Here is a 21909-nt window from a genome sequence, read left to right as displayed (position 1 = left end):
CGCGACTTCTGCTTCAACGGCAACCTGATCATGCGCGCGACCGGCGACCGGATGCTGCTGTCGCCGCCGCTCGTGATTCGCGAGGCGGAGGTCGACGAGATCGTCGACAAGGCGAAGCAGGCGTTCGATGCGACGGCGGAGCGGGTGGGGTAGCCGTGCGACGATTCGGCCGCGCTCGCGTGGCTGCCATCATGTCGCGGCGCGTTGCGTCTTTGCCGGCGGAAATTCGATGGATGCCGGCGGACCGGACGGGCGCGGGAGGGGGCGGTTCTGCAGCATGGCGTTCCCGGCGCCGGGCCGGCCATTGTGGCCGGTCCGACCGCCGGAAAGTGAACCGCGGGCGCTCTGACGGGGAATGAAACCGGGCGGTATCAAGCGTGCGTGAACCGCTGCCGCTCGAACGCCATGATGTGTGCGGCCGAAGACGCGATATCCATCAATCCGGTTTCGACAACGAGATCGGGTGCGGCCGGTACTTCGTAAGGATCCGAGATGCCGGTGAATTGCGTCGTCTGGCCGGTGATTGCTTTTGCATAGAGCTGTTTCGGATCGCGTGCGGAACAGGTGGCAATATCGGTTTTCAGATAAACCTCGACAAACCGATCTGCGCCGACGATATGCCGCGCCCGTTGACGGTCGGCTTCATAAGGCGAGATCAGCGCGACGATGACCGTAAAACCCTGCGCATTGAGTAATTTCGCCATTTCGGCGGTGCGGCGACAGTTTTCGGTACGGTCTTCTCGCGAGAAACCGAGATCGGGAGATACGCCTGCCCGCAACTCGTCGCCGTCGAGTATGCACGTCGGAATGCCGCGTGCGCGCAACTGCCGGGCGATTTCGCGCGACAGGGTTGACTTGCCGGCGCCGCTCAGACCGGTAAGCCACAGGGTGTAGTCGTTCTTCTCTTGTGCCATGGGTGTGCAATCTCTATCACCAGCTCTCACCATCGCAAGTCATGATTTCGTGCCTAAATGCGATGCCGATTTGGCTGGCTGTTATTTGGTGTAAGGATTCTATGCATCCGGATTTCTACAAATGTTACAGAAGAATTACCAAAAATTACAGTAGGAATTTTCTTTCTTTCGTGTTGAAAGAATGCTAATGACCTGAATGAAATGTCTGATCTTTGTTTCGTGCGTTGAACCGGGAGACGGCGTTGCGGCGCTCAATGCGCGAAGAAATGGGAGATTTTTCCGCTGATGACGTATTTCCCTGATTTGCGTCAACCGATAGCCACGGAGACCCGGCTGCCGGCGAGCATCTTGTTCGCTCGACGCACAAACATCCAGTGCCAAACCCAGAGGAAAACCGCCACTCCGCCGGCGATGGAGCCAATGGCATTGGGTATCAACGAAAGAACCTGGGCAAGACACCATCCGATGCCGCTGATCCGGCCGAACGAGCGCAAACCCGACAGCGCCGGATTGATACGAGACTCCGCTTCCAGGGACTTTGCAACGTTGGAAATAATGAAGAAGTCCTCGATGAAGTTGTACGGCAAGAGGAACATCAGCCAGACGCTGTTGGGTTCGGCCACACGCGATCCTCGGTCGACCGATTTGAGGGGAGTCCTGAGGTCGCTCGCGTAGGCATAGACCAGGGCCAGGAAAACCGCGACGACGACGATGCCGCCGATTGGCCCAAGCATCTCCATCTCGCCGAGAACGCCTCCCTCTCCTGACGGATGGATAAGCGGATAGGCGAGCCCAAAGGCAATGGGGATGCTCAGAATGGCTTTGAGAATGGTCAGTGCAGGGGTGCTCATGTGTGTCGGATGGAATAGGTGCGTTGTCACACGCAGCATAGCGAACGATCATCCTTGCGGTGCGACTTTGTCCTGGTATTTGCCGCCTTCTCTCGCGACGCTAGTCGAGCCGGTGTCAACCCGTTCGATGGCAGCAACGTAGCCCGCCGGGAGGTGCACCACTTGTGCGCCGCCGGCACGTGTTGCTTGTAACAGTGGTAGGGGCGAATCTCTGGGTGTTTGTTGGTGGCGATATAGGTGACCGCCTGGCGGGCGCCATCATCCGTTTCTACATTGACTTCATGCGGGTCGTATCCATAGCCGGCGAGATTGGCAGGAAGCGTGCTTTGCACCGATGGCTTTGACCATGACGACGGGACCGAATCCTGTGCTCGCTGCAATGCCGAGCGACATAGATCATGGAAACCGCGCTGCCGGCGGCTAGCCTTGACGACGAACTTCCGCCCGCCAGTAGTCTTCCAGTTTGATGTCGTCGATGCTCCGGACTATGTGGTTCTGGTTGTGTCCGGGCCTATTGTCTGAGTGCGCCACGTCTGTGCCAAAAGGCCCAATTCGCCAACTTCGGCTGCAAAGAAAAAGGCCCTCGGCTTACGCCTGAGGGCCTTTGTTCTTCGGGCTCACACACCGATGAATCCTTGGTGGGCGGTACTGGGATCGAACCAGTGACCCCTGCCGTGTGAAGGCAGTGCTCTACCGCTGAGCTAACCGCCCAAAGAAGAATGAAATTATGTCAGAGCTTTTGGGGTTCGTAAAGCACTTTCTGCAAATTTTTTTCAAATGCCCGCAAGCCCCCGCTGTTGTCCGCCTGCTCAGCCCGCGAGCGCAGGCAGCCCGTCGATCGACGCGCGCACGTAGTCGGCGAACTGCAGCGCGACCGGTTCGGCGGCGCCGCTGCGCTTCAGCGCGAGTGTGCGCGATTCGAGCGATGCATCCTTCAGCGGCCGGAACGCGAGCCGGTCGCTCTTCGCCTGCTGCAGCACGCGCGGCACCAGCGCAACGCCCATCCCGAACTCGATCATCGACAGGATCGTTTGCCACAGCCGCGCTTCGTGGCGGATCAGCGGACTGAATCCCGCGTTCACGCACTGCGCGATGATCAGGTCGTGATAATGCGGCGCCGCTTCGCGCGGAAACAGGATAAACGGTTCCGCTGCGAGCGCGGTGAGCGCGACCTGTTTGCGCCGGGCGAGCGGATGCGTGGCCGGCAGGCAGCACACGAACGGCTCCGCATAGACGGGCACCGATTCGACCTCGGGCGGGAAGTGGCCCCAGTGCGCGTAGCCGAGATCGATCTGGCCGCGCTGGATCGCCTGCACCTGCGCCTGCGTGTTCATCTCGCTCAGCACGACCTCGACGCCCGGGTAGTCGGCCTCGAAGCGCCGCACCGCATCGGGCAGCCCGCGATACAGCATCGAATGGACGAAGCCTATCCGCAGCCGGCCCGCGAGGCCCGACGCGGAGCGCACCGTCAGGCGCTCGGCTTCGGTCGCCTGCAGCAGCAGCCGGCGCGCTTCGCCGAGCAGCACCTCGCCCGCGTTGGTCAGCGCGACGGCCTTGTTGGTGCGCGAGAACAGCTGCACGCCGAGCGCGTCCTCGAACTTGCGAATGTCGAAACTCAGCGCCGGCTGCGAGATGAACAGGCGTTTCGCCGCGCGCCCGAAATGCAGTTCCTCGGCGACCGCCACGAAGTAGCGCAACTGCCTCAGTTCCATGGTGTCTCCTCCCGGCGTCGGGATCGATAAGCGTTATCTATCGTACCGGATAAATCCTGTATTGGACGCTTATCGATCGCGCGCCTACGCTCTGCGGAAGGCTTCGCACGGGACTGGCCGGGCGCCGCTGCGGCGCCGCCGGCCGACGTGCAGGCAACCCAGGAGACGCATGCATGAACGACACCGCTCGCACGCCGGACGCCGGCGCATCCAACATCCCCGACAGCCGGGGCATCAATTTCTTTACCGCCGACCCTGATCTCGGCGCATTGCTGAAGCTGCATCTCGGCGACGCGCGCTATGCGGCACTCGAGCCGCGGCTGCGCGCGCTCGGTGCACGCGTGTCGGGCGAGCTCGACGAATGGGCCGCGCGTGCGGACAAGCATCCACCGGTGCTCGAGCACCGCAACCGGCGCGGCGAGGCCGTGCAGCGGATCGACAAGGATCCCGCCTATGTCGCGCTCGAACGTGTCGCGTATGCGGAGCTCGGGCTCGCATCGCTCAGTCACGGGGCCGAAACCGTGCCGCCGCTCGTCAAGTACGCGTTGACGTTCCTGTTCGTGCAGGCGGAATTCGGTCTGTGCTGCCCGGTCAGCATGACCGATTCGCTGACGCGCACGTTGCGCCGCTTCGGCGATCCGGCGCTCGTCGCGCGCTACCTGCCGATGCTTGCATCGCGTGACTTCGACACGTTGTACCAGGGCGCGATGTTCATGACCGAGCAGGCGGCCGGCTCCGACGTCGCGAGGATCGCGACGCGCGCCGTGCGCGAGACGGACGCACAGGGCGAGACCGTCTGGCGCCTGACCGGCGACAAGTGGTTCTGCTCGAACGCGGACGCCGATCTCGCGATGGTCCTCGCGCGGCCCGATGGCGCGCCGGACGGCATCAAGGGCCTCGCGCTGTTCCTGTTGCCGAAGACGCTGCCGGACGGCACGCGCAACCGCTACCGGATCGTGCGCCTGAAGGACAAGCTCGGCAGCCGCTCGATGGCGAGCGGCGAGATCGCGCTCGAAGGCGCGCAGGCGTACCTGATCGGCGAGATCGGCCGCGGTTTTCACCAGATGGCCGACATGATCAACATGTCGCGGCTGTCGAACGGCGTGCGCGCGGCGGGGCTGATGCGGCGCGCGCTGAACGAGGCGCTGCACGTTGCCGCCCATCGCGAGGCGTTCGGCCGCAAGCTGATCGAGATGCCGCTGATGCAGCGCCAGCTGATGAAGATGCTGCTGCCGGCCGAAGCCGCCCGCGCGATGTTCATGCAGATTGCGCTGCTGCTGCCGCAGGCCGATGGCGGTGACGAGCAGGCCGCGCGCTGCGTGCGTATCCTGACGCCGCTGATCAAGTTCCGCGCGTGCCGCGACGCGCGCCGCGTGACGGGCGACGCAATGGAAGTGCGCGGCGGCACGGGCTACATCGAGGAATGGAGCGACGCGAGGCTCGTGCGCGACGCGCATCTGGGCTCGATCTGGGAAGGCACGAGCAACATCGTCGCGCTGGACGTCGCGCGGGCCGCGCAGCGCGAGCATGCGCTCGATGCGCTGCGCGCGTTCCTGGGCGATCGTCTGGGTGCAGCACCGCTGCCCGATGCGAGCCGCGCTGCGCTGCGGCGCATTCTCGCGCGCGCCTGCGATGCGCTGGCGCGGGTCGCGGCGGAAGGCGACGACGCACGCGTGCGGCAGGCCGCGTCCGCGCTGTACTACGCGAGCGCGGCCGTGCTGATGGCCTGCGAGGGCGTGGGTCTTGCACCGGATTACCGGCGCCTCGCGCTCGCGCACCTGATCGTGCGCTACAAGCTGCTGCCGGTCGATCCGCTCGCGCTGGCGTCGCGCGACGACGAGCCGGCCGCGTTCGATGCGCTGCTGCGCGGCGCCCCGGTCACGCTCGACACGGCGCTCGACCTGCTGCCGGAGGTCGAACGATGAGCGCGACGAACGCGACGAACGCAACCCGCGGCGCACTGGACGGCCTGAAAGTCGTCGACCTGAGCCGCGTGCTCGGCGGCCCGTACTGCACGCAGGCGCTCGCCGACCACGGTGCGACGGTGGTCAAGATCGAACCGCCTGTCGGCGATGAAACCCGCGGCTGGGGCCCGCCGTTCCTCGGCGACACGGCCTGGTACTTCATGGGCGTCAACCGCAACAAGGAAGGGCTCGCACTCGACCTGTCGCGCGACGAGGGGCGCGCGATCCTGTGGCGCCTGCTCGAAGAGGCCGACGTGCTCGTCGAGAACTTCAAGCCCGGCACGCTCGCGCGCTGGGGGATGGACTATGCGCGCGACCTGCAGCCGCGCTTCCCGCGGCTGATCCACTGCGCGGTGACGGGCTTCGGCGACGACGGCCCGCTCGGCGGGCTGCCCGGCTACGACGCGGTGATCCAGGCGATGGCCGGGCTGATGAGCGTCAACGGCGAACGCGACGGCGACGCGACGCGCATCGGCCTGCCGATCGTCGACATGGTCACGGGGCTCAACGCGCTCGCCGGCATCCTGCTGGCGCTTGCCGAGCGCGAGAAGAGCGGGCACGGGCAGTCGATCGACATCGCGCTGTACGACTGCGGCGTGTCGCTGCTGCATCCGCACCTGCCGAACTTCTTCGGCGCCGGGCGCGTGCCGGAGCGCAGCGGCAATGCGCATCCGAACATCGCGCCGTACGACAGCTACCGCACGGCGACCGTGCCGATCTTCCTCGCGATCGGCAACGACCGGCAGTTCGCGCGGCTCGTCGCGCATCTCGGTGCGCCGGCGCTCGCCGGCGACGCGCGCTTCGTCGACAACCGCAGCCGCTGCGCACACCGGTCCGAGCTGAAGGCGGAACTGGAAGCGCGGCTCGCCGCGCACGCATGCGAGCCGCTCGCACACGACCTGATGGCGGCCGGCGTGCCGTGCGGGCCGGTACGGACGGTGGCCGACGTCGCGCACGATCGGCATGCGCTGCACCGGGACCTGTTCGTCGAGATCGGCGCGTATCGCGGCACCGCGTCGCCGGTGAAGCTGTCGCGCACGCCGGCCACCTATCGTTCGCCGCCGCCAGCGCTCGGTCGCGACACGCGTGCGGTGCTCGACCGGCTCGGCGTCGATCGCGCGCTTCAGCAGCAACTGCTCGACGCCGGCGTGCTGAAGGTCGCGCCGGACGAGACGTGACGGGCCGACGGCATCAGCCGATGAGCGTCGTCTCGAACCGACCGATCGCAACATCAACATCAACGTCAACCTCGAACTACGCAACGTAGCGCAACCCCGCTAGCCGGCGGCGCAAGGCCGGCCATCCGGCAACGCGCGCGACAGTCGCGCCGCCGATCATAAACATGGAGACATCGATGAGCCGTCCGCAATCCCCGCACGCCGCGCAGTCGCGGCCTGGCCGCGCCGCCTTCGCGGCGTTCGTCGGCACCACGATCGAGTGGTACGACTTCTACATCTACGGCACGGCCGCGGCGCTCGTGTTCGGCAAGGTGTTCTTTGCAAGCACGATGGACCCCGGCGTCGCGACGCTGCTCGCGTTCGTCACGTTCTGGGCCGGCTTCGCCGCGCGGCCGCTCGGCGGCATCGTGTTCGGGCATCTCGGCGATCGCGTCGGCCGCAAGACCGCGCTCGTGATCACGCTGGTGATGATGGGGCTCGCGACGACCGGCATCGGCCTGCTGCCCGGCTATGCGCAGATCGGCGTCTGGGCGCCGGCCGGCCTCGTCGTGCTGCGCGTGCTGCAGGGCATCGCGGTCGGCGGCGAGTGGGGCGGCGCGGTGCTGATCGCGAGCGAGAATGCGCCCAAGCACCGCAGCATCCTGTACGCGGCGTTCGCGCAGCAGGGCTCGCCCACCGGCAACCTGCTGGCCACGGCCGCGTTCTTCGCGCTGAGCACGCTGCCGACGCCGTCGTTCCTGATGTGGGGCTGGCGCATTCCGTTCCTGCTGTCGGCCGTGCTCGTGATCATCGGCATGGTGATCCGGCTGAAGCTCGAGGAATCGGCCGACATGCAGCGCGTGCTCGCGCGCAAGCGCACGGTGAAGCTGCCGCTGCGCGACGTCGTGCGCGATCACTGGGTGGTCGTGCTGCTCGCGGCCGGTACGCTGCCGGTGATCAACGTCACGTATTTTCGCAGTACGTTCGCACTGTCGTGGGCGACGAAGGAACTCGGCTACGCGCAGGGCACGTTCCTCGGCATCCTGTCGATCTCGCTCGTCGTGCAGTTCCTGATGCAGCCGGTCGGCGCATGGTTCGTGTCGAAAGTCGACATGCGGCGCGCGATGTGCTGGATCCTGATTCCGGAGATCGTGCTGATGCCGGTGATGTTTCATGCGCTCGCGACGCGTTCGTACGCGGTCGCCGTCGCGGGCATGTGCATCTCGACGATTCCGTCGGCGATGTTCTACGGCGCGGTCGGCGGCGTGCTCGCGCGCGTGTTTCCGGCCAACATCCGCTACACGGGCCTGTCGCTCGCGTATCAGTTGAGCGCGCTGGTCGTCGGCGGCGGCACGCCGGTGCTCGCGCAGGCGATCCTCAACGCGACGGGCAGCATCGTCGGCGTCGCGGCCGCATCGGGGCTCTACGCGCTCGTGTCGCTCGTCTGCATGCTGGCGCTGCTGAATCGCACCGGATATCGCGCGGACGAACTGTCGACGGCTGAACGCAGCGATGCGGCCGAATGGGGCACCGAAGGCGGAGGCGCCGAAAGCGCGAGCGGGAGCCCGCAACAGCCGGGCGACGGCGGCGCGCTGAAACCGGCCGGTTGACTCGCGCCGATCGTCCGGGCCCAAAAGAAAAACGGCACCGTGCGAGACACGGTGCCGTTTTCGTCGGATCGCGCGGCCGCCTGCCGGCGCCGCGCATCACGTCATCAGCCTTCCGTCGGCGGCACGTAGCCGGACGCCTGGTCCGCGCCGTCGCCGAAGAAGTACTTTTCCGTCTGCTTCATCAGGTACTGGCGCGCGCGCGGGTCGGCCATGTTCAGGCGGTTTTCGTTGATCAGCATCGTCTGCTGCTTGAGCCAGCCCTGCCACGCTTCCTTCGAGACGCTCTCGTAAATGCGCTTGCCGAGTTCGCCCGGCAGCGGCGGGAAATCGAGGCCTTCGGCTTCCTTGCCGAGCTTCGCGCATTGGATCATTCGAGCCATCGTGTACTTCTCCTGTAATCGGTCTGGGGGGAGGGCAGTCGTGCCTGCGCTCAGAGCTGCTTCATCAGCACGAGCGACTTGCGCTGCCAGTTATAGAGTTTGCGGCGGTCTTCCGGCAGGTCGTCGACGCTGACCTTGACGAAGCCGCGCTTGAGGAACCAGTGCTCGGTGCGCGTCGTGAGCACGAAGATGTGCGTGAGGCCGCGCGCGCGGGCGCGCTGCTCGATGCGCTTGAGCAGGCGTTCGCCGTCACCCGAGCCTTGCGCTTCCGGCGCGACCGTCAGGCACGCCATCTCGCCGATCTTCTCCTGCTGGTACGGGTACAGCGCCGCACAGCCGAACAGCACGCCATCGTGCTCGATCACCGAGAAGTGGTCGATGTCGCGTTCGATCTGGTGGCGGCCGCGTCGTACCAGCGTGCCGTCCGACTCGAGCGGCTCGATCAGCGACAGGATGCCGCCGACGTCGTCCGGCGTCGCCTCGCGCAGGCTCTCGAGGTTCTCGTACGAGATCATCGTGCCGACGCCGTCGTGCAGGAACAGTTCGAGCAGCATGCTGCCGTCGAGCGACTGCGGGATCAGGTGGGCCCGTGTCACGCCGCCGCGGCACGCGCGGATCGAGTGCTTCAGGAAGAACGCGTCGTCGCCCTGGACGTTGCCGGAATCGAGCAGCTCGGCCGCCGCGTCGAGCGACATTTCGCGCACCAGCTCGCCTTCGTCGTCGACGATGCCGGGCGCTTCGGTCAGGAAGATGATCTTGTCGGCGCGCAGTGCGATCGCGGCCGCCGACGCGACGTCTTCCATCGACAGGTTGAATGCCTCACCGGTCGGCGAGAAACCGAGCGGCGACAGCAGCACGAGCTTGCGGCTCGCGAGCGAATGACGGATCGATTCGGCGTCGATCTTGCGCACGATGCCCGTGTGCGCGAAATCGACCCCGTCGAGAATCCCCACCGGCCGTGCGGTCACGAAGTTGCCCGACACGACGCTGATGTGCGCGTGCGCCATCGGCGAGTTCGGCAAGCCCTGGCTGATCGCGGCCTCGATGTCGAGACGCACTTCGCCGGCCGCTTCCTTCGCGGATTCGAGCGCGCGCGCATCGGTAATGCGCAGGCCGTGCGAAAACTCGGATTCGACACCGTGCAGGCTCAGCTGCTCCTCGACCTGCGGGCGCGAGCCGTGCACGAGCACGATCTGGATGCCCATCGCCTGCAGGAGCGCGATGTCGGACACGAGCGCGTTCAGCAGCCCCTGCTGCACCACCTCGCCCCCGAACCCCACGACGAACGTGCTGTTGCGGAACTTGTGGATATAGGGCGCGACGGAGCGCATCCAGTCGACGAACTGCGCGTGGCTGGCGGCCGAATCGTCGGCGGCCGGCGGCGTCGCGGCGCCGGTCTGGGCGGGAGGGAGGTCGGTTTGGGAATTCATGGGCGGGATTATAATGCGCCCCCATGTCGAATGTTTCTAAAAGTCCCGCGCCGACGCGGGCCAATACGCCGTCGGCCCGGCACCCGGATGGTGCGGCCGATGCGCGCGAGCAGCCGGGCCAGCCGCCGCGCCAGCAGCAGGACAAGCCGGCGGGCACGCCGGCACCCGCACCGCGCGGGCCGCGCAGCGACGAACGGCGCGGCGATGCGCGCCAGCCGGCCGCGAAGGGCGCACCGCAGGCACCGGGCGAGCGCCCGCCGCGCCGCGAGCGTCCGCCGCGCGCCGTCGTCGCACCGAATCCCGTTCCGCCGATCACGTATCCCGAAAGCCTGCCCGTGTCGGGCAAGCGCGACGAAATCGCGCGCGCGATCGCCGGTCATCAGGTTGTCATCGTCTGCGGCGAAACGGGGTCGGGCAAGACCACCCAGTTGCCGAAGATCTGTCTCGATCTCGGCCGCGGCCTCGGCGCCGGCGGCACGGGCCTGATCGGCCATACGCAGCCGCGCCGGCTCGCCGCGTCGTCCACTGGCCGCCGGATCGCCGAGGAACTCGGCACGCCGTTCGGCGAGGTGGTCGGCTACAAGGTGCGGTTTACCGACAATCTCGCGCCGGGCGCGTCCGTGAAGCTGATGACGGACGGCATCCTGCTCGCCGAGACGCAGACCGATCCGCTGCTGAAGGCGTACGACACGCTGATCATCGACGAGGCGCACGAGCGCAGCCTGAACATCGACTTCCTGCTCGGCTACCTGAAGGAAATCCTGCCGCGGCGGCCGGACCTGAAGCTGATCGTCACGTCCGCGACGATCGACGCCGATCGCTTCGCGCGCCATTTCGGCACCGACGAGCGCCCGGCGCCCGTGATCGAGGTGAGCGGGCGGCTGTATCCGGTCGAGATGCGCTACCGCCCGGTGGCCGAGGATCGCCCGGCCGTGAAGAATGCCGAAGGCACGGGCGGCCGCGACCGCGTGAAGACCGCGCGCGAAGCCGAGCGCGACCTGATGGACGCGATCGTCGACGCGGTCGACGAGCTGTGCCGCGAAGGCCCCGGCGACGTGCTGGTGTTCCTGCCCGGCGAGCGCGAGATCCGCGAGGCGGCCGAGGCGCTGCGCAAGCACCACCCGCCGCACACCGAGATCCTGCCGTTGTTCGCGCGGCTCTCGGCGGCCGACCAGGACAAGGTATTCAAGGTGTCGAACGCGCGCCGGATCGTGCTCGCGACCAACGTGGCCGAAACGTCGCTGACGGTGCCGGGCATCCGCTACGTGGTCGACACGGGCCTCGCGCGCGTGAAGCGCTATTCGTACCGGAACAAGGTCGAGCAGCTGCAGGTCGAGTCGATCTCGCAGGCGGCCGCGAACCAGCGCGCGGGCCGTTGCGGCCGCGTGGCCGACGGCGTCTGCATCCGCTTGTACGAGGAAAGTGACTACCAGGCGCGCGCGCGCTTCACCGATCCGGAAATCCTGCGCTCGTCGCTCGCGTCGGTGATCCTGCGGATGAAGTCGCTGCACCTGACGGCGATCGAGTCGTTCCCGTTCCTCGAACCGCCGCCCGGCCGTGCGATCGCGGACGGCTATCAGTTGCTCAACGAACTCGGCGCGGTCGACGACGACAACGCGCTGACGCCGCTCGGTCGCGAACTCGCGCGGCTGCCGCTCGACCCGCGCGTCGGCCGGATGATTCTCGCCGCGCGCGACCAGCAGTCGCTGCGCGAGGTGCTGATCATCGCGAGCGCGCTGTCCGTGCAGGACCCGCGCGACCGGCCGATCGAAGCGCAGGAGCAGGCCGACCAGGCACACCGACGGTTTGCCGACGAGCGTTCCGAATTCCTGCAGTGGCTGAAGATCTGGGCGTGGTTCGAAGAGGCCGTCGCGCACAAGAAGTCGAATCGCCAGCTGATCGACGCGTGCCGGCAGAACTTCCTGTCGCACCTGCGGCTGCGCGAGTGGCGCGACGTCCACTCGCAGCTACTGACCGTCGTGCGCGAGCACGGCTGGCGCCTGAACGAAGTCGAGGCGACCTATGAACAGGTCCATCTGGCCCTGTTGACAGGCCTGCTCGGCAACCTCGGCCTGAAAGCCGACGACGATCCGCACTATCTCGGCGCGCGCGGGATCAAGTTCTACCTGTGGCCGGGCTCCGTGCTCGCGAAGAAGGCCGGCCGCTGGGTGATGGCGGCCGAGCTCGTCGAGACGAGCCGGCTGTACGCGCGCTGCCTCGCGAAGATCGAGCCCGAATGGGTCGAGAAGATCGGTGCGCACCTGCTGAAGAAATCGCTGTCGGAACCGCACTGGGAGAAACGTCCGGCGCAGGTCAGCGCGTACGAGCGCGCGACGCTGTACGGGCTGCCGATCTATCACCGCCGGCGCGTCGCGTTCGGCAAGCAGGATCCGGCGCGCGCACGCGAGCTGTTCATCCGCGGCGCGCTGGTCGAAGGCGAGTTCGACACGAAGCTGCCGTTCTTCGCGCACAACCGCAAGCTGCTCGCCGACATCGAGCAGCTCGAGCACAAGTCGCGCCGGCAGGACGTGTTGGTCGACGACGAGCTGATCTACGCGTACTACGACCAGGCGATCCCGGAAGGGATCCACACGGGCGTCGCGTTCGAGCGCTGGTATCGCGACGAGGTGAAGAAGGGCGGCCAGGCGGAGGACAAGCAACGGCTGCTGTACCTGTCGCGCGACGACCTGATGCGTCACGAGGCGGCCGGCGTGACGACCGAGCTGTTCCCGAAGCGCGCGACGATGGCCGGCGTCGAGATGGCGCTCACGTACCACTTCGAGCCCGGCACGCCGCGCGACGGCGTGACGCTCGCGGTGCCGTTGTACGCGCTGAACCAGGTCGATGCGCGGCGCTGCGAGTGGCTCGTGCCGGGGATGCTGAAGGAAAAGGTGCAGCTGCTGCTGAAGTCGCTGCCGCAGAAGCTGCGCCGCCACTGCGTGCCGCTGCCCGAGTACGCGGCCGGCTTCGTCGAGCGGATGGGCCGCGAGCGCTTCGGCGCGGGCGGGCTCGTCGAGGCGCTGATCGCCGACGTGCGCGGCGAGACGCAAATCGCGATGAAAACGGCCGACTTCAAGCTTGAGACGTTGCCCGCGCACCTGTTCATGAATTTCAAGGTGATCGACGAGCACGGCCGCCAGTTGGCGATGGGGCGCAATCTCGCGCAGCTTCGCCAGGAACTCGGCGCGCAGGCGCAGCAGCAGTTCCAGAAGATCGCGGCGGCGTCGACGATCGCGCCGGGCGGCGACGCCGATGCCGGCCAGCCGGTCGGCCAGGCGCCGGCGGCGGCTGCCGCGGCCGGTGCAGCCGGTGCCGCCGGCCGCAACGCGAAGGCAGGCAAGGTCGCGGCGCCGCAGACGGCCGCTCCGGCGGAAGCCGGCGCGACGGCGCTGTACGAGAACCTGACGACCTGGAATTTCGGCAAGCTGCCCGAGCTGCTGGAAATCCGCCGGCGCGGCCAGACGCTGTACGGCTACCCGGCGCTCGTCGACCGCGGCACGCATTGCGACGTCGAGGTGTTCGATTCGCCGGAGGAGGCCGCACGCATCCACCGGGCCGGCCTGCGGCGGCTGTTCGCGCTGCAGCTGAAGGAGCCGATCAAGTTCCTCGAGAAGAACCTGCCGGGCCTGCGCGAGATGGCGATGCAGTACATGTCGCTCGGCACGCAGGACGAGCTGCGCGACCAGCTGATCGACACGGCGCTCGATCGCGCGTGCCTGCAGGACCCGCTGCCCGACGACGACGCGAGCTTCCACGCGCGCCGCGACGAGGGCCGCAGCCGCCTGAACCTGCTCGCGCAGGAAATCGCGCGGCTGGTCGGCCAGATCCTGGCCGAGTACGCGGGGCTCGTGAAGAAGCTCGCGCAGGCGAAGCCGTTCGCGCAGGCGCATGCCGACCTGCAGCAGCAGCTCGCCGCGCTGGTCGGCAAGCGCTTCGTGATCGACACGCCTTACACGCAGCTGGCGCACTTTCCGCGCTACCTGAAGGGCATCGCGCTGCGGATCGACAAGCTGAAGGCCGATCCGGCGCGCGACGCGAAGCAGTCGGCCGACCTGTTGCCGCTCGCCCAGCAGTACCAGCGTGCGGTGTCGCAGCGCGGCGGCGTCGCCGACCCGCGGCTCGCGGAATTCCGCTGGCTGCTCGAGGAACTACGGATTTCGCTGTTCGCGCAGGAACTGCGCACGCCGATGCCTGTCTCTGTCAAGCGTCTGCACAAGGTGTGGGAGTCGATGCAGCGCTAGCGCAACATCGGCGTCCCGGCCTGCACCGGCGGCCGGCCCCGGCCGGCCGCGCGGCGCCTGCCGCGGCGGCTCATCCGGCTGCCGCGGCAGCCGGCGAAGTGGCGCAATACCGGCCTGGGTCAACCGGAGGGGCCCGCCGAACGTTCTACAATGACAGCTGTTCCACGACGTGAGTCTTCATGCGCACTTTCCTTTCCTTCGGCCGCACGCTTGCGCTGGCCGCCGCCGTGCTGGCGCCCGCCGCACACGCGAATAACGTGATCGTCCTCAACTCGGCCGAAGCGACGCTTTCCCTGATCGACCAGCAGACCCGCGAAGTCGTCTCCACGATGCCGACCGGCAAGGAACCGCACCATTTGATGGCGACGCCGGACAATTCGTCCCTGATCGTCGCAAATTCGGTCTCGAACAGCCTGATGTTCGTCGATCCGAAGACCGGCAAGCTGCAGCGCACGGTCGAAGGCATCGAGGATCCGTACCAGCTCGGCTTCTCGCCCGACAAGAAGTGGTTCGTGTCGACCGGGCTGCGCCTCGACCGGCTCGACATCTACAGCTACGACGGCCGCGACCTGCATCTCGTGAAGCGCCTGCCGCTCGCGGTGATGCCGAGCCACCTCGCATTCACGAAGGACAGCAAGACCGTGCTTGTGTCGCTGCAGGTGTCCGGCGAGATCGCGGCGGTCGACCTCGCGACGCAGACGGTCAAGTGGAAGATGCCGGTCGGCAAGGTGCCGGCGGGCCTGTGGATGACGCCGGACGACAAATACCTGCTGGTCGGCATGACGGGCGCCGATTACATCGCGGTGGTCGACTGGCGCAATCAGAAGGTCGTGAAGACGATCCAGACCGGCAAGGGTGCACACAATTTCCGCTCGCTCGCCGACGGCACGCACGTCGCGATCACGAACCGGGTCGCGAACACGATCAGCATCATCGACGAGATCACGCTCACCAAGGTCGGCGACATCACCGGCCTCTTGCCGGGCCCGGACGACATGGAGCTGTCCGCCGACAAGAAGACGCTGTGGGTGACGTTCCGCTTCGCGAAGAAGGTCGGGATCATCGATCTCGCCTCGCGCAAGCTGGTGCAGACGATCTCCGTCGGCCGCTCGCCGCACGGCATCTACTTCTACGACCGCGCGCCGTGGAAGGCGGCGAACGGCGCGTGACGGGCGGAGGCGGACGATGCTGCACCTGATCGACGCGTTCGTGTCGGACATCCAGACCTGGCTGTACGTCGACGTCGTGCAGCCGCTCCTCTTCAAGTTCAACCTGATGGACTATGACGAGGACACCTACGACGCACTGTACTGGGTGATCATCGGCGCGCTGCAGATGGTGCTGATGTTCGCGCTGCTGCGCCCGCTCGAGGCGCTGCTGCCGGTCGAGCGCTGGAAGAACCGCCGCGCGGTGCGGGTCGACGTGATCTACACGGCGATCTCGAAGCTCGGCATCTACACGCTGTTCTTCTTCTTCGCGCTGCAGCCGGTGTTCGACAACTTCCAGGCGTGGCTGCGCCTGCACGGCGTCGCGAACGTGAACCTCGACTATCTGTGGCCGGGCGTGACGTCGAAGCCGATCATCGCGTTCGCGATCTACCTCGTCGTGCTCGATTTCGCCGGCTACTGGTATCACCGCTGGCAGCACAAGTTCGGCATCTGGTGGGAACTGCACGCGGTCCATCATAGCCAGCGGCAGATGTCGCTGTGGTGCGACGACCGCAACCACCTGCTCGACGACGTGATCCAGTCGTGCTTCTTCGCAGCGATCGCGCTCGTGATCGGCGTGACGCCGTCGCAGTTCGTCGTGCTGACCGCGGTCACGAACTTCATGCAGAGCATCCAGCATACGAATGCGCGCCTGTCGTTCGGCTGGCTCGGCGAGCGCCTGCTCGTCAGCCCGATCTTCCACCGGCGCCACCACGCAGTCGGCTACGGTCACGAAGGCACCAAGTACGGCTGCAACTTCGGCGTGCTGTTCCCGTGGTGGGACATGATGTTCGGCACCGCGTCGTGGAACCGCACGGTCGAGCCGACCGGCATCCGCGAGCAGGTCGAGGGCGTGTCCTACGGCGACGGCTTCTGGTCGCAGCACGGCCTCGCGTTCGTGCGGATCTTCCGGCGCCTGTTCCCCGCCAAGCGCGGCGCGGCGTCGGCCTGACGCAATTCCGCTCCCGTTGAACGGCATTCCCACACGGCCCGCATGCGCTTCGGCGCATGCGGGCCGTGTGGTTTATCCTTTCCCCGTTTTTCTCCGTCGATACAGGCTCGCATGAACGACTTGCTGCGCTCTTTCGTCCGGGCGCTCGCCAGCGCGCTGCACCCGCGCATGCTGTGGCTCACCCTGATGCCGTTCGTCGTCTCGGCGCTGCTGTGGGGCGCCGTGCTGTGGTTCTCGTGGCAGACGCTGCTGGATCTCGCGCGCGGCGCGCTCGACGGCTTCGTGCTGACGGCGATGCTGTATCGCGCGTTCGACGCGATCGGCATGTCGCAGTTGCATGCGGTCGTCGCGCCGTTCGTGGTCGTGTCGCTCGCGATCCCGCTGATCGTGCTGACGGTGCTGCTGCTGATCGCGACGATCTCGATGCCGGTCGTGATCAAGCACCTGTCGAACCGGCAGTTCGCGGCACTCGAGCCGAAGCGCGGCGGCACCTTCCTCGGCAGCGCGTTCAATTCGCTCGGCGCGGCGTTCGTCGGCGTCGTGCTGCTGGTCGTCACGATCCCGCTGTGGCTGATCCCGCCGTTCTTCGCGCTGCTGCCGCCGGTGATCTGGGGCTGGCTCACGTACCGCGTGATGACCTACGACGCGCTCGCGCTGCACGCGAGCCGCGACGAGCGCCGTGCGGTCGTGCGGCAGCACCGCTGGCCGCTGATCGGCATCGGCGTCGCGACCGGGCTGCTCGGCACGGTGCCGACCTTCGTATGGGTCTCATCGATCTGGATGATGGTGCTGTTTCCGTTCGTCGCGGCCGCCATGATCTGGGTATACGCTTTCATCCTCGTCTTCTCGGCGCTGTGGTTCGGGCACTATTGCCTGCGCGCGCTGGAGGACCTGCGCGCGAGCGCGCGCGCCACCGCAATCGACATGGGGCAGGCATGAGCATCGGCATCATCATCATCGGCGATGAAATCCTTTCGGGCCGCCGGCAGGACAAGCATCTGGCGAAGGTCATCGCGCTGCTCGGCGCGCGCGGCCTCGCGCTCGACTGGGCCGAATACGTCGGCGACGATCCGGCGCGCATCACGGCGACGCTCGCGCGTGCGATCGCGTCGGGCGACATCGTGTTCTCGACCGGCGGGATCGGCGCGACGCCGGACGACCACACGCGCCAGTGCGCGGCCGCCGCGCTCGGCGTGCCGCTCGAACTGCACCCGGAAGCGAAGGTGCTGATTGCGGAGCGGATCCGCGAAACGCACACCGATCCGGCCACGCCGGTCGACTTCGAGTCGCCGGAGAACCAGCACCGCTTCAACATGGGCGTGTTCCCGGCTGGCGCGACGATCATCCCGAACGGCTATAACCGCATCCCCGGCTTCTCTGTCGGCGACCTGCATTTCGTGCCGGGCTTCCCCGTGATGGCCTGGCCGATGATCGAATGGGTGCTCGACACGAAGTACGCGCACCTGCATCACGCGACGCCGCACGCGGAACGCTCGCTGTACGTGTTCGAGCTGCCCGAATCGACGCTCACGCCGCTGATGGAGCGCATCGAGCGCGATTTCCCGGGCGTGCGCGTGTTCAGCCTGCCTAGCGTCGGAGATTCGGAGCGCGGCGGCATCTATGCGCGCCGCCACATCGACCTCGGCGTGAAGGGCGAGCCGGAAGCGGTCGCGGCCGCGTTCGTGAAGCTGCGTGAAGGCGTGCACCTGCTCGGCGGCGACGTCGTCGAGCCCGACACGCCGCACGCCTGAGCGGCCCGCCACGCGGCCGCACAAAAGCCACGGGCCGCGCAACGCGGCCCGTCATCGGCATGTCATCGCCCGGCTCGACGATGAGAGTGTCGTCGTCGGTCGGTGCACCGCGCCGTCAGGCGCCGATCCACGGCAGTTTGCGGAAGCACCAGCCGTCGACCGTCTTGCGGTGGCCTTCGGCATCCTTCGCGCCCTCGAAGCCTTCGAGCAGGTCGAAGGCCTTCGTGAAGCCGGCCTGTGCGGACGCGACCGCGGCGAGCTTCGAGCGCGCGGCGCTGCGGCACAGGAACAGGATCGGCGTATCGGCCGGAAGGGCCGCCTTCAGTTCGTTGACGAATTCGGCGTTCGGCACGCCGCCCGGGTAGCGCGTCCATTCGAGGTGCAGGTACTGACCGTCGCCGACGAGCGGGCGGCCGATCCAGTCGAGTTCGGCGCGCGTGCGCACGTCGACGAGGCGCGCGGACGGGTCGAGCTGCAGCAGTTCGAATGCCTCGACCGGCAGCAGCGCGCCGGCGTAGTTGAGCGCGTCGTGTGCGCGGCGTTCGTCGGCCTTCGCGTAAAGCTGGTCGAGCGTACTCATGGCAGGGAGTCTCCGTATCGGTCAAACGACCATTCTAGCGCGGCGTCGCGGCACGGACGCCCGCATGCGGTGCGGTGCACGCGCGGCCCACGCGTTCACCAAAAGAGTGCAGAATGGCGCGCATGCACCAGAATGATTCTGTGACGGCAACGGGCTGTGGCGATTGCACCATGACAGTGCTTTCGACGAGCGACCGGTGTGGCGCGAAGCCCCGGAATCGCGCAGCACAGCCCTGTCGTGGCGAGCTCTGGCGCGATTTGCGCCCGGCGTTTGAAAAGGTGGCACGGAAGCTGCTATATAGAATTCGGTCGAATCGGGGCGCGCTGCGCCAAAGCAAGACCCCGGTCAGCTCGATAAACGAGGCGGTTCCCAGTCCGCCGGAATTGTTCTAATCAGGAGAAGAGGTTATGAGTAAAACCGTCGCCGACGTCATGCAACTCGTGAAGGACGAGGACTGCAAGTTTGTCGATTTCCGCTTCACGGACACGCGCGGCAAGGAGCAGCACGTCTCGGTGCCGGTTTCGGCATTCGACGAAGACAAGTTCGAAAGCGGTCATGCATTCGACGGCTCGTCGATCGCGGGCTGGAAGGGCATCGAGGCGTCGGACATGCTGCTCATGCCGGATCCGAACGCAGCCTTCGTCGACCCGTTCTACGAAGAGTCGACCCTCGTGCTGACCTGCGACGTGGTCGAGCCGGCCGACGGCAAGGGCTATGAGCGCGATCCGCGCTCGCTCGCGAAGCGCGCCGAAGCGTACCTGAAGAGCACGGGCATCGGCGACACGGCCTACTTCGGTCCGGAACCGGAATTCTTCATTTTCGACTCGGTCCAGTGGAACACGGACATGTCGGGCTGCTTCGTGAAGATCAACTCGGAAGAAGCACCGTGGTCGTCGGCCAAGGAATTCGAAGGCGGCAACACGGGCCACCGTCCGGGCACGAAGGGCGGCTACTTCCCGGTCGCACCGGTCGACACGTTCCAGGACATGCGTTCGGAAATGTGCCTGCTGCTCGAACAGCTCGGCATCCCGGTCGAAGTGCACCACCACGAAGTGGCGGGCCAGGGCCAGAACGAAATCGGCACGAAGTTCTCGACGCTGGTTCAGCGCGCCGACTGGACGCAATGGTCGAAGTACATCATCCATAACGTCGCGCACTCGTACGGCAAGACGGCGACGTTCATGCCGAAGCCGGTCGTCGGCGACAACGGTTCGGGCATGCACGTTCACCAGTCGATCTGGAAGGACGGCCAGAACCTGTTCGCGGGCAACGGCTACGCCGGCCTGTCGGAACTGGCGCTGTTCTACATCGGCGGCATCATCAAGCACGCCCGTGCACTGAACGCGATCACGAACCCGACGACGAACTCGTACAAGCGCCTGGTCCCGCACTTCGAAGCACCGGTCAAGCTCGCTTACTCGGCGCGTAACCGTTCGGCATCGATCCGCATTCCGCACGTGTCGAACCCGAAGGGCCGCCGTATCGAAACGCGCTTCCCGGATCCGATGGCGAACCCGTACCTGCTGTTCTCGGCACTGATGATGGCGGGCCTCGACGGGATCCAGAACAAGATCCACCCGGGCGAAGCCGCGGACAAGAACCTGTACGACCTGCCGCCGGAAGAGGATGCAAAGATCCCGACCGTCTGCGCGGGCCTCGACCAGGCAATCGAAGCGCTCGACAAGGATCGCGAGTTCCTGACCCGTGGCGGCGTGTTCACGGACGGCATGCTCGACGCGTACCTCGCGCTGAAGGAGCAGGAGCTGGCGAAGTTCCGCATGACGACGCATCCGATCGAGTTCGAGATGTACTACTCGCTCTAATCGGCGATGGCGCTTCGATTCAGCGCCGTCATGCCGGTTCGTTCCCGTCGCGCGGCCCGCGGCGGGAGCGGCGGAGTCTGAAAGGGGACGGCGTCCGGCCGTCCCTTTTTTGTTCCGACGATTTTCATTTTTGGCCCGGTGAGGCGCGACAAGCACGCAGATGGTTCTGAAGAATCTGATCAAGGCGAGAACGGGGCAGCCCGAGCGACTGACGGACGACGAGCGGCTCGCACGCTCGGGCCTGCTGGCGGGGCTGGAAGCGCTGCCGACGGTCGTGATCGTGCTCGACCGCAAGACGCTGCGGATCGCGTTCGCGAACCCGTCGGCGGAGGCGATGCTCGACATCTCGCGACGGCAGCTCGCGCAGCGGCCGTGGGGCGAGATTTTCCCGAACGCGAACGAACTGGCGTCGACGATCACGGCGATCGGCGAGGAACGCTTTCATGCGACGCACCTCGATACCGTGCTCGACCGGCCCGGCCGCGAACCGCTGCACGTGCACGCGATCGTCGGCTTCCTCGAGACGGCGCCCGATTTCGTGCTCGTCGAGCTGTTCGAGAACGAACGGCAGTCGCGCACCGACCGGGAAGAGCGCATCCACGACCTGACCGCGGTCAACAAGCAACTGATCCGCAACCTCGCGCACGAGATCAAGAATCCGCTCGGCGGCATTCGAGGCGCAGCCCAGCTGCTCGAATTCGAACTGGGCGAGCGCGAGCGCGGCGAGTTGCGCGAATACACGCAGGTGATCATCAAGGAGTCCGATCGCCTGCAGACGCTCGTCGACCGGTTGCTGGAGCCGCACCGGCATCCGCACATCGTCGGCGACGTGAACATTCATGAAGTGTGCGAACGCGTGCGCGCGGTGATGCTCGCGGAATTCCCGCGCGGGCTCACGATCGAGCGCGACTACGATGTGAGCGTGCCGGACCTGCGCGGCGACAAGGAGCAGCTGATCCAGGCGCTGCTCAACATCGTCCGCAATGCAGCACAGGCGCTGCGCGAGCGGATCGCGCAGGGCGACGCGAAGATCGAACTGCGCACGCGCATCGCGCGCAAGGTGACGATCGCGAAGCGCCTGTACCGGCTGGCACTGGACTTGCACGTGATCGACAACGGGCCCGGCATTCCGGAAGAGATCCGCGACCGGATCTTCTATCCGCTCGTGTCCGGGCGCGAGGACGGCAGCGGCCTCGGTCTCACGCTTGCGCAGACCTTCGTGCAGCAGCACGACGGGATGATCGAGGTCGAAAGCCGGCCCGGACGTACCGAGTTTCAGATTCTGCTGCCGCTCGACCATTGAGCGGCGACTTGCGATTCACCGGATTCACCCATA

Annotated in this window: 16 protein-coding genes, 1 tRNA gene and 1 pseudogene; 11 read left to right on the top strand and 7 right to left on the bottom strand. The window is 66.6% G+C overall.

All coding sequences use genetic code 11. The annotated features are described in order from the left end of the window. Positions 1 to 153, top strand: a pseudogene (locus tag DIE03_RS27950) (aspartate aminotransferase family protein); the annotation flags it as partial. 218 nt (positions 154 to 371) lie between these two features. Here DIE03_RS27950 and cysC read toward each other — a convergent pair. The 4 genes from cysC to DIE03_RS27930 all read right to left on the bottom strand — a co-directional run bounded on the left by cysC (position 372) and on the right by DIE03_RS27930 (position 3477). Beyond that, positions 372 to 914 carry an adenylyl-sulfate kinase gene (gene cysC / locus DIE03_RS27945; protein ID WP_260434963.1) on the bottom strand — a complete coding sequence of 181 codons (543 nt, stop codon included), beginning with the start codon at positions 912 to 914 and terminating at the stop codon, positions 372 to 374. Positions 915 to 1222: 308 nt separating this feature from the next. Next, positions 1223 to 1765, bottom strand: coding sequence for a hypothetical protein (locus DIE03_RS27940; RefSeq protein ID WP_124455481.1), 543 nt, complete (start codon positions 1763 to 1765; stop codon positions 1223 to 1225). A 636-nt stretch (positions 1766 to 2401) separates the two neighbouring features. Next, positions 2402 to 2476 (bottom strand) — tRNA-Val (locus tag DIE03_RS27935). A 98-nt stretch (positions 2477 to 2574) separates the two neighbouring features. Next, a complete protein-coding gene (locus DIE03_RS27930) occupies positions 2575 to 3477 on the bottom strand; it encodes a LysR family transcriptional regulator (protein ID WP_124455480.1) in 903 nt (300 codons plus the stop codon). A gap of 173 nt (positions 3478 to 3650) precedes the next feature. Here DIE03_RS27930 and DIE03_RS27925 point away from each other — a divergent pair, with 173 nt between their 5' ends. The 3 genes from DIE03_RS27925 to DIE03_RS27915 all read left to right on the top strand — a co-directional run bounded on the left by DIE03_RS27925 (position 3651) and on the right by DIE03_RS27915 (position 8208). Further along, positions 3651 to 5402, top strand: a complete 1752-nt coding sequence (locus DIE03_RS27925; protein ID WP_124455479.1) for an acyl-CoA dehydrogenase family protein — start codon at positions 3651 to 3653, stop codon at positions 5400 to 5402. Continuing rightward, on the top strand, positions 5399 to 6619 hold the full coding sequence (locus DIE03_RS27920; protein ID WP_124455478.1) for a CaiB/BaiF CoA-transferase family protein: 1221 nt from the start codon (positions 5399 to 5401) through the stop codon (positions 6617 to 6619). Before DIE03_RS27925 ends, DIE03_RS27920 begins: the two co-directional genes overlap by 4 nt. A 176-nt stretch (positions 6620 to 6795) precedes the next feature. Further along, a complete protein-coding gene (locus DIE03_RS27915) occupies positions 6796 to 8208 on the top strand; it encodes an MFS transporter (RefSeq protein WP_124455477.1) in 1413 nt (470 codons plus the stop codon). A gap of 104 nt (positions 8209 to 8312) precedes the next feature. Here the strand turns inward: DIE03_RS27915 and DIE03_RS27910 are convergent, their stop codons facing one another. After that, positions 8313 to 8588 (bottom strand): oxidative damage protection protein, encoded by a 276-nt coding sequence (locus DIE03_RS27910; protein ID WP_006478357.1) that lies wholly within the window; start codon positions 8586 to 8588, stop codon positions 8313 to 8315. Between the two features lie 50 nt (positions 8589 to 8638). Continuing rightward, positions 8639 to 10018, bottom strand: coding sequence for an amino-acid N-acetyltransferase (argA, locus tag DIE03_RS27905; RefSeq protein ID WP_014896599.1), 1380 nt, complete (start codon positions 10016 to 10018; stop codon positions 8639 to 8641). Between the two features lie 23 nt (positions 10019 to 10041). On the opposite strand from argA, the gene hrpA reads away from it, so the two are divergent. The 5 genes from hrpA (at position 10042) to DIE03_RS27880 (ending at position 18170) form a co-directional block, all read left to right on the top strand. Then, entirely contained in the window at positions 10042 to 14259 is a 4218-nt protein-coding gene (gene hrpA, locus DIE03_RS27900) for an ATP-dependent RNA helicase HrpA (protein WP_124455476.1), read from the top strand. Positions 14260 to 14438: 179 nt separating this feature from the next. Further along, positions 14439 to 15428 (top strand): beta-propeller fold lactonase family protein, encoded by a 990-nt coding sequence (locus DIE03_RS27895; RefSeq protein WP_124455475.1) that lies wholly within the window; start codon positions 14439 to 14441, stop codon positions 15426 to 15428. A 16-nt stretch (positions 15429 to 15444) separates the two neighbouring features. Further along, on the top strand, positions 15445 to 16419 hold the full coding sequence (locus tag DIE03_RS27890; RefSeq protein WP_124455474.1) for a sterol desaturase family protein: 975 nt from the start codon (positions 15445 to 15447) through the stop codon (positions 16417 to 16419). Between the two features lie 111 nt (positions 16420 to 16530). Then, positions 16531 to 17358 (top strand): EI24 domain-containing protein, encoded by an 828-nt coding sequence (locus DIE03_RS27885; protein ID WP_124455473.1) that lies wholly within the window; start codon positions 16531 to 16533, stop codon positions 17356 to 17358. Next, complete coding sequence (locus DIE03_RS27880; protein WP_124455472.1) at positions 17355 to 18170, top strand: molybdopterin-binding protein; 816 nt, start codon at positions 17355 to 17357, stop codon at positions 18168 to 18170. The genes DIE03_RS27885 and DIE03_RS27880 overlap by 4 nt, the downstream gene beginning before the upstream one ends. 115 nt (positions 18171 to 18285) lie before the next feature. On the opposite strand, the gene DIE03_RS27875 is transcribed toward DIE03_RS27880, so the two are convergent. Then, positions 18286 to 18750, bottom strand: a complete 465-nt coding sequence (locus tag DIE03_RS27875; protein ID WP_124455471.1) for a rhodanese-like domain-containing protein — start codon at positions 18748 to 18750, stop codon at positions 18286 to 18288. A 407-nt stretch (positions 18751 to 19157) separates the two neighbouring features. On the opposite strand from DIE03_RS27875, the gene glnA reads away from it, so the two are divergent. Continuing rightward, the gene (glnA, locus tag DIE03_RS27870) at positions 19158 to 20573 is read left to right on the top strand and encodes a type I glutamate--ammonia ligase (protein WP_124455470.1); all 1416 of its coding nucleotides are present in this window, start codon (positions 19158 to 19160) and stop codon (positions 20571 to 20573) included. Positions 20574 to 20733: 160 nt separating this feature from the next. Further along, positions 20734 to 21876: a nitrogen regulation protein NR(II) gene (gene glnL, locus DIE03_RS27865; protein WP_031399495.1), complete on the top strand. Its 1143-nt coding sequence runs from the start codon at positions 20734 to 20736 to the stop codon at positions 21874 to 21876. Positions 21877 to 21909 lie beyond the last annotated feature (33 nt).

Source organism: Burkholderia sp. Bp8992, from assembly GCF_003853705.1.
Classification (GTDB): domain Bacteria; phylum Pseudomonadota; class Gammaproteobacteria; order Burkholderiales; family Burkholderiaceae; genus Burkholderia.
This window is presented reverse-complemented; position numbering and strand designations above follow the sequence as displayed.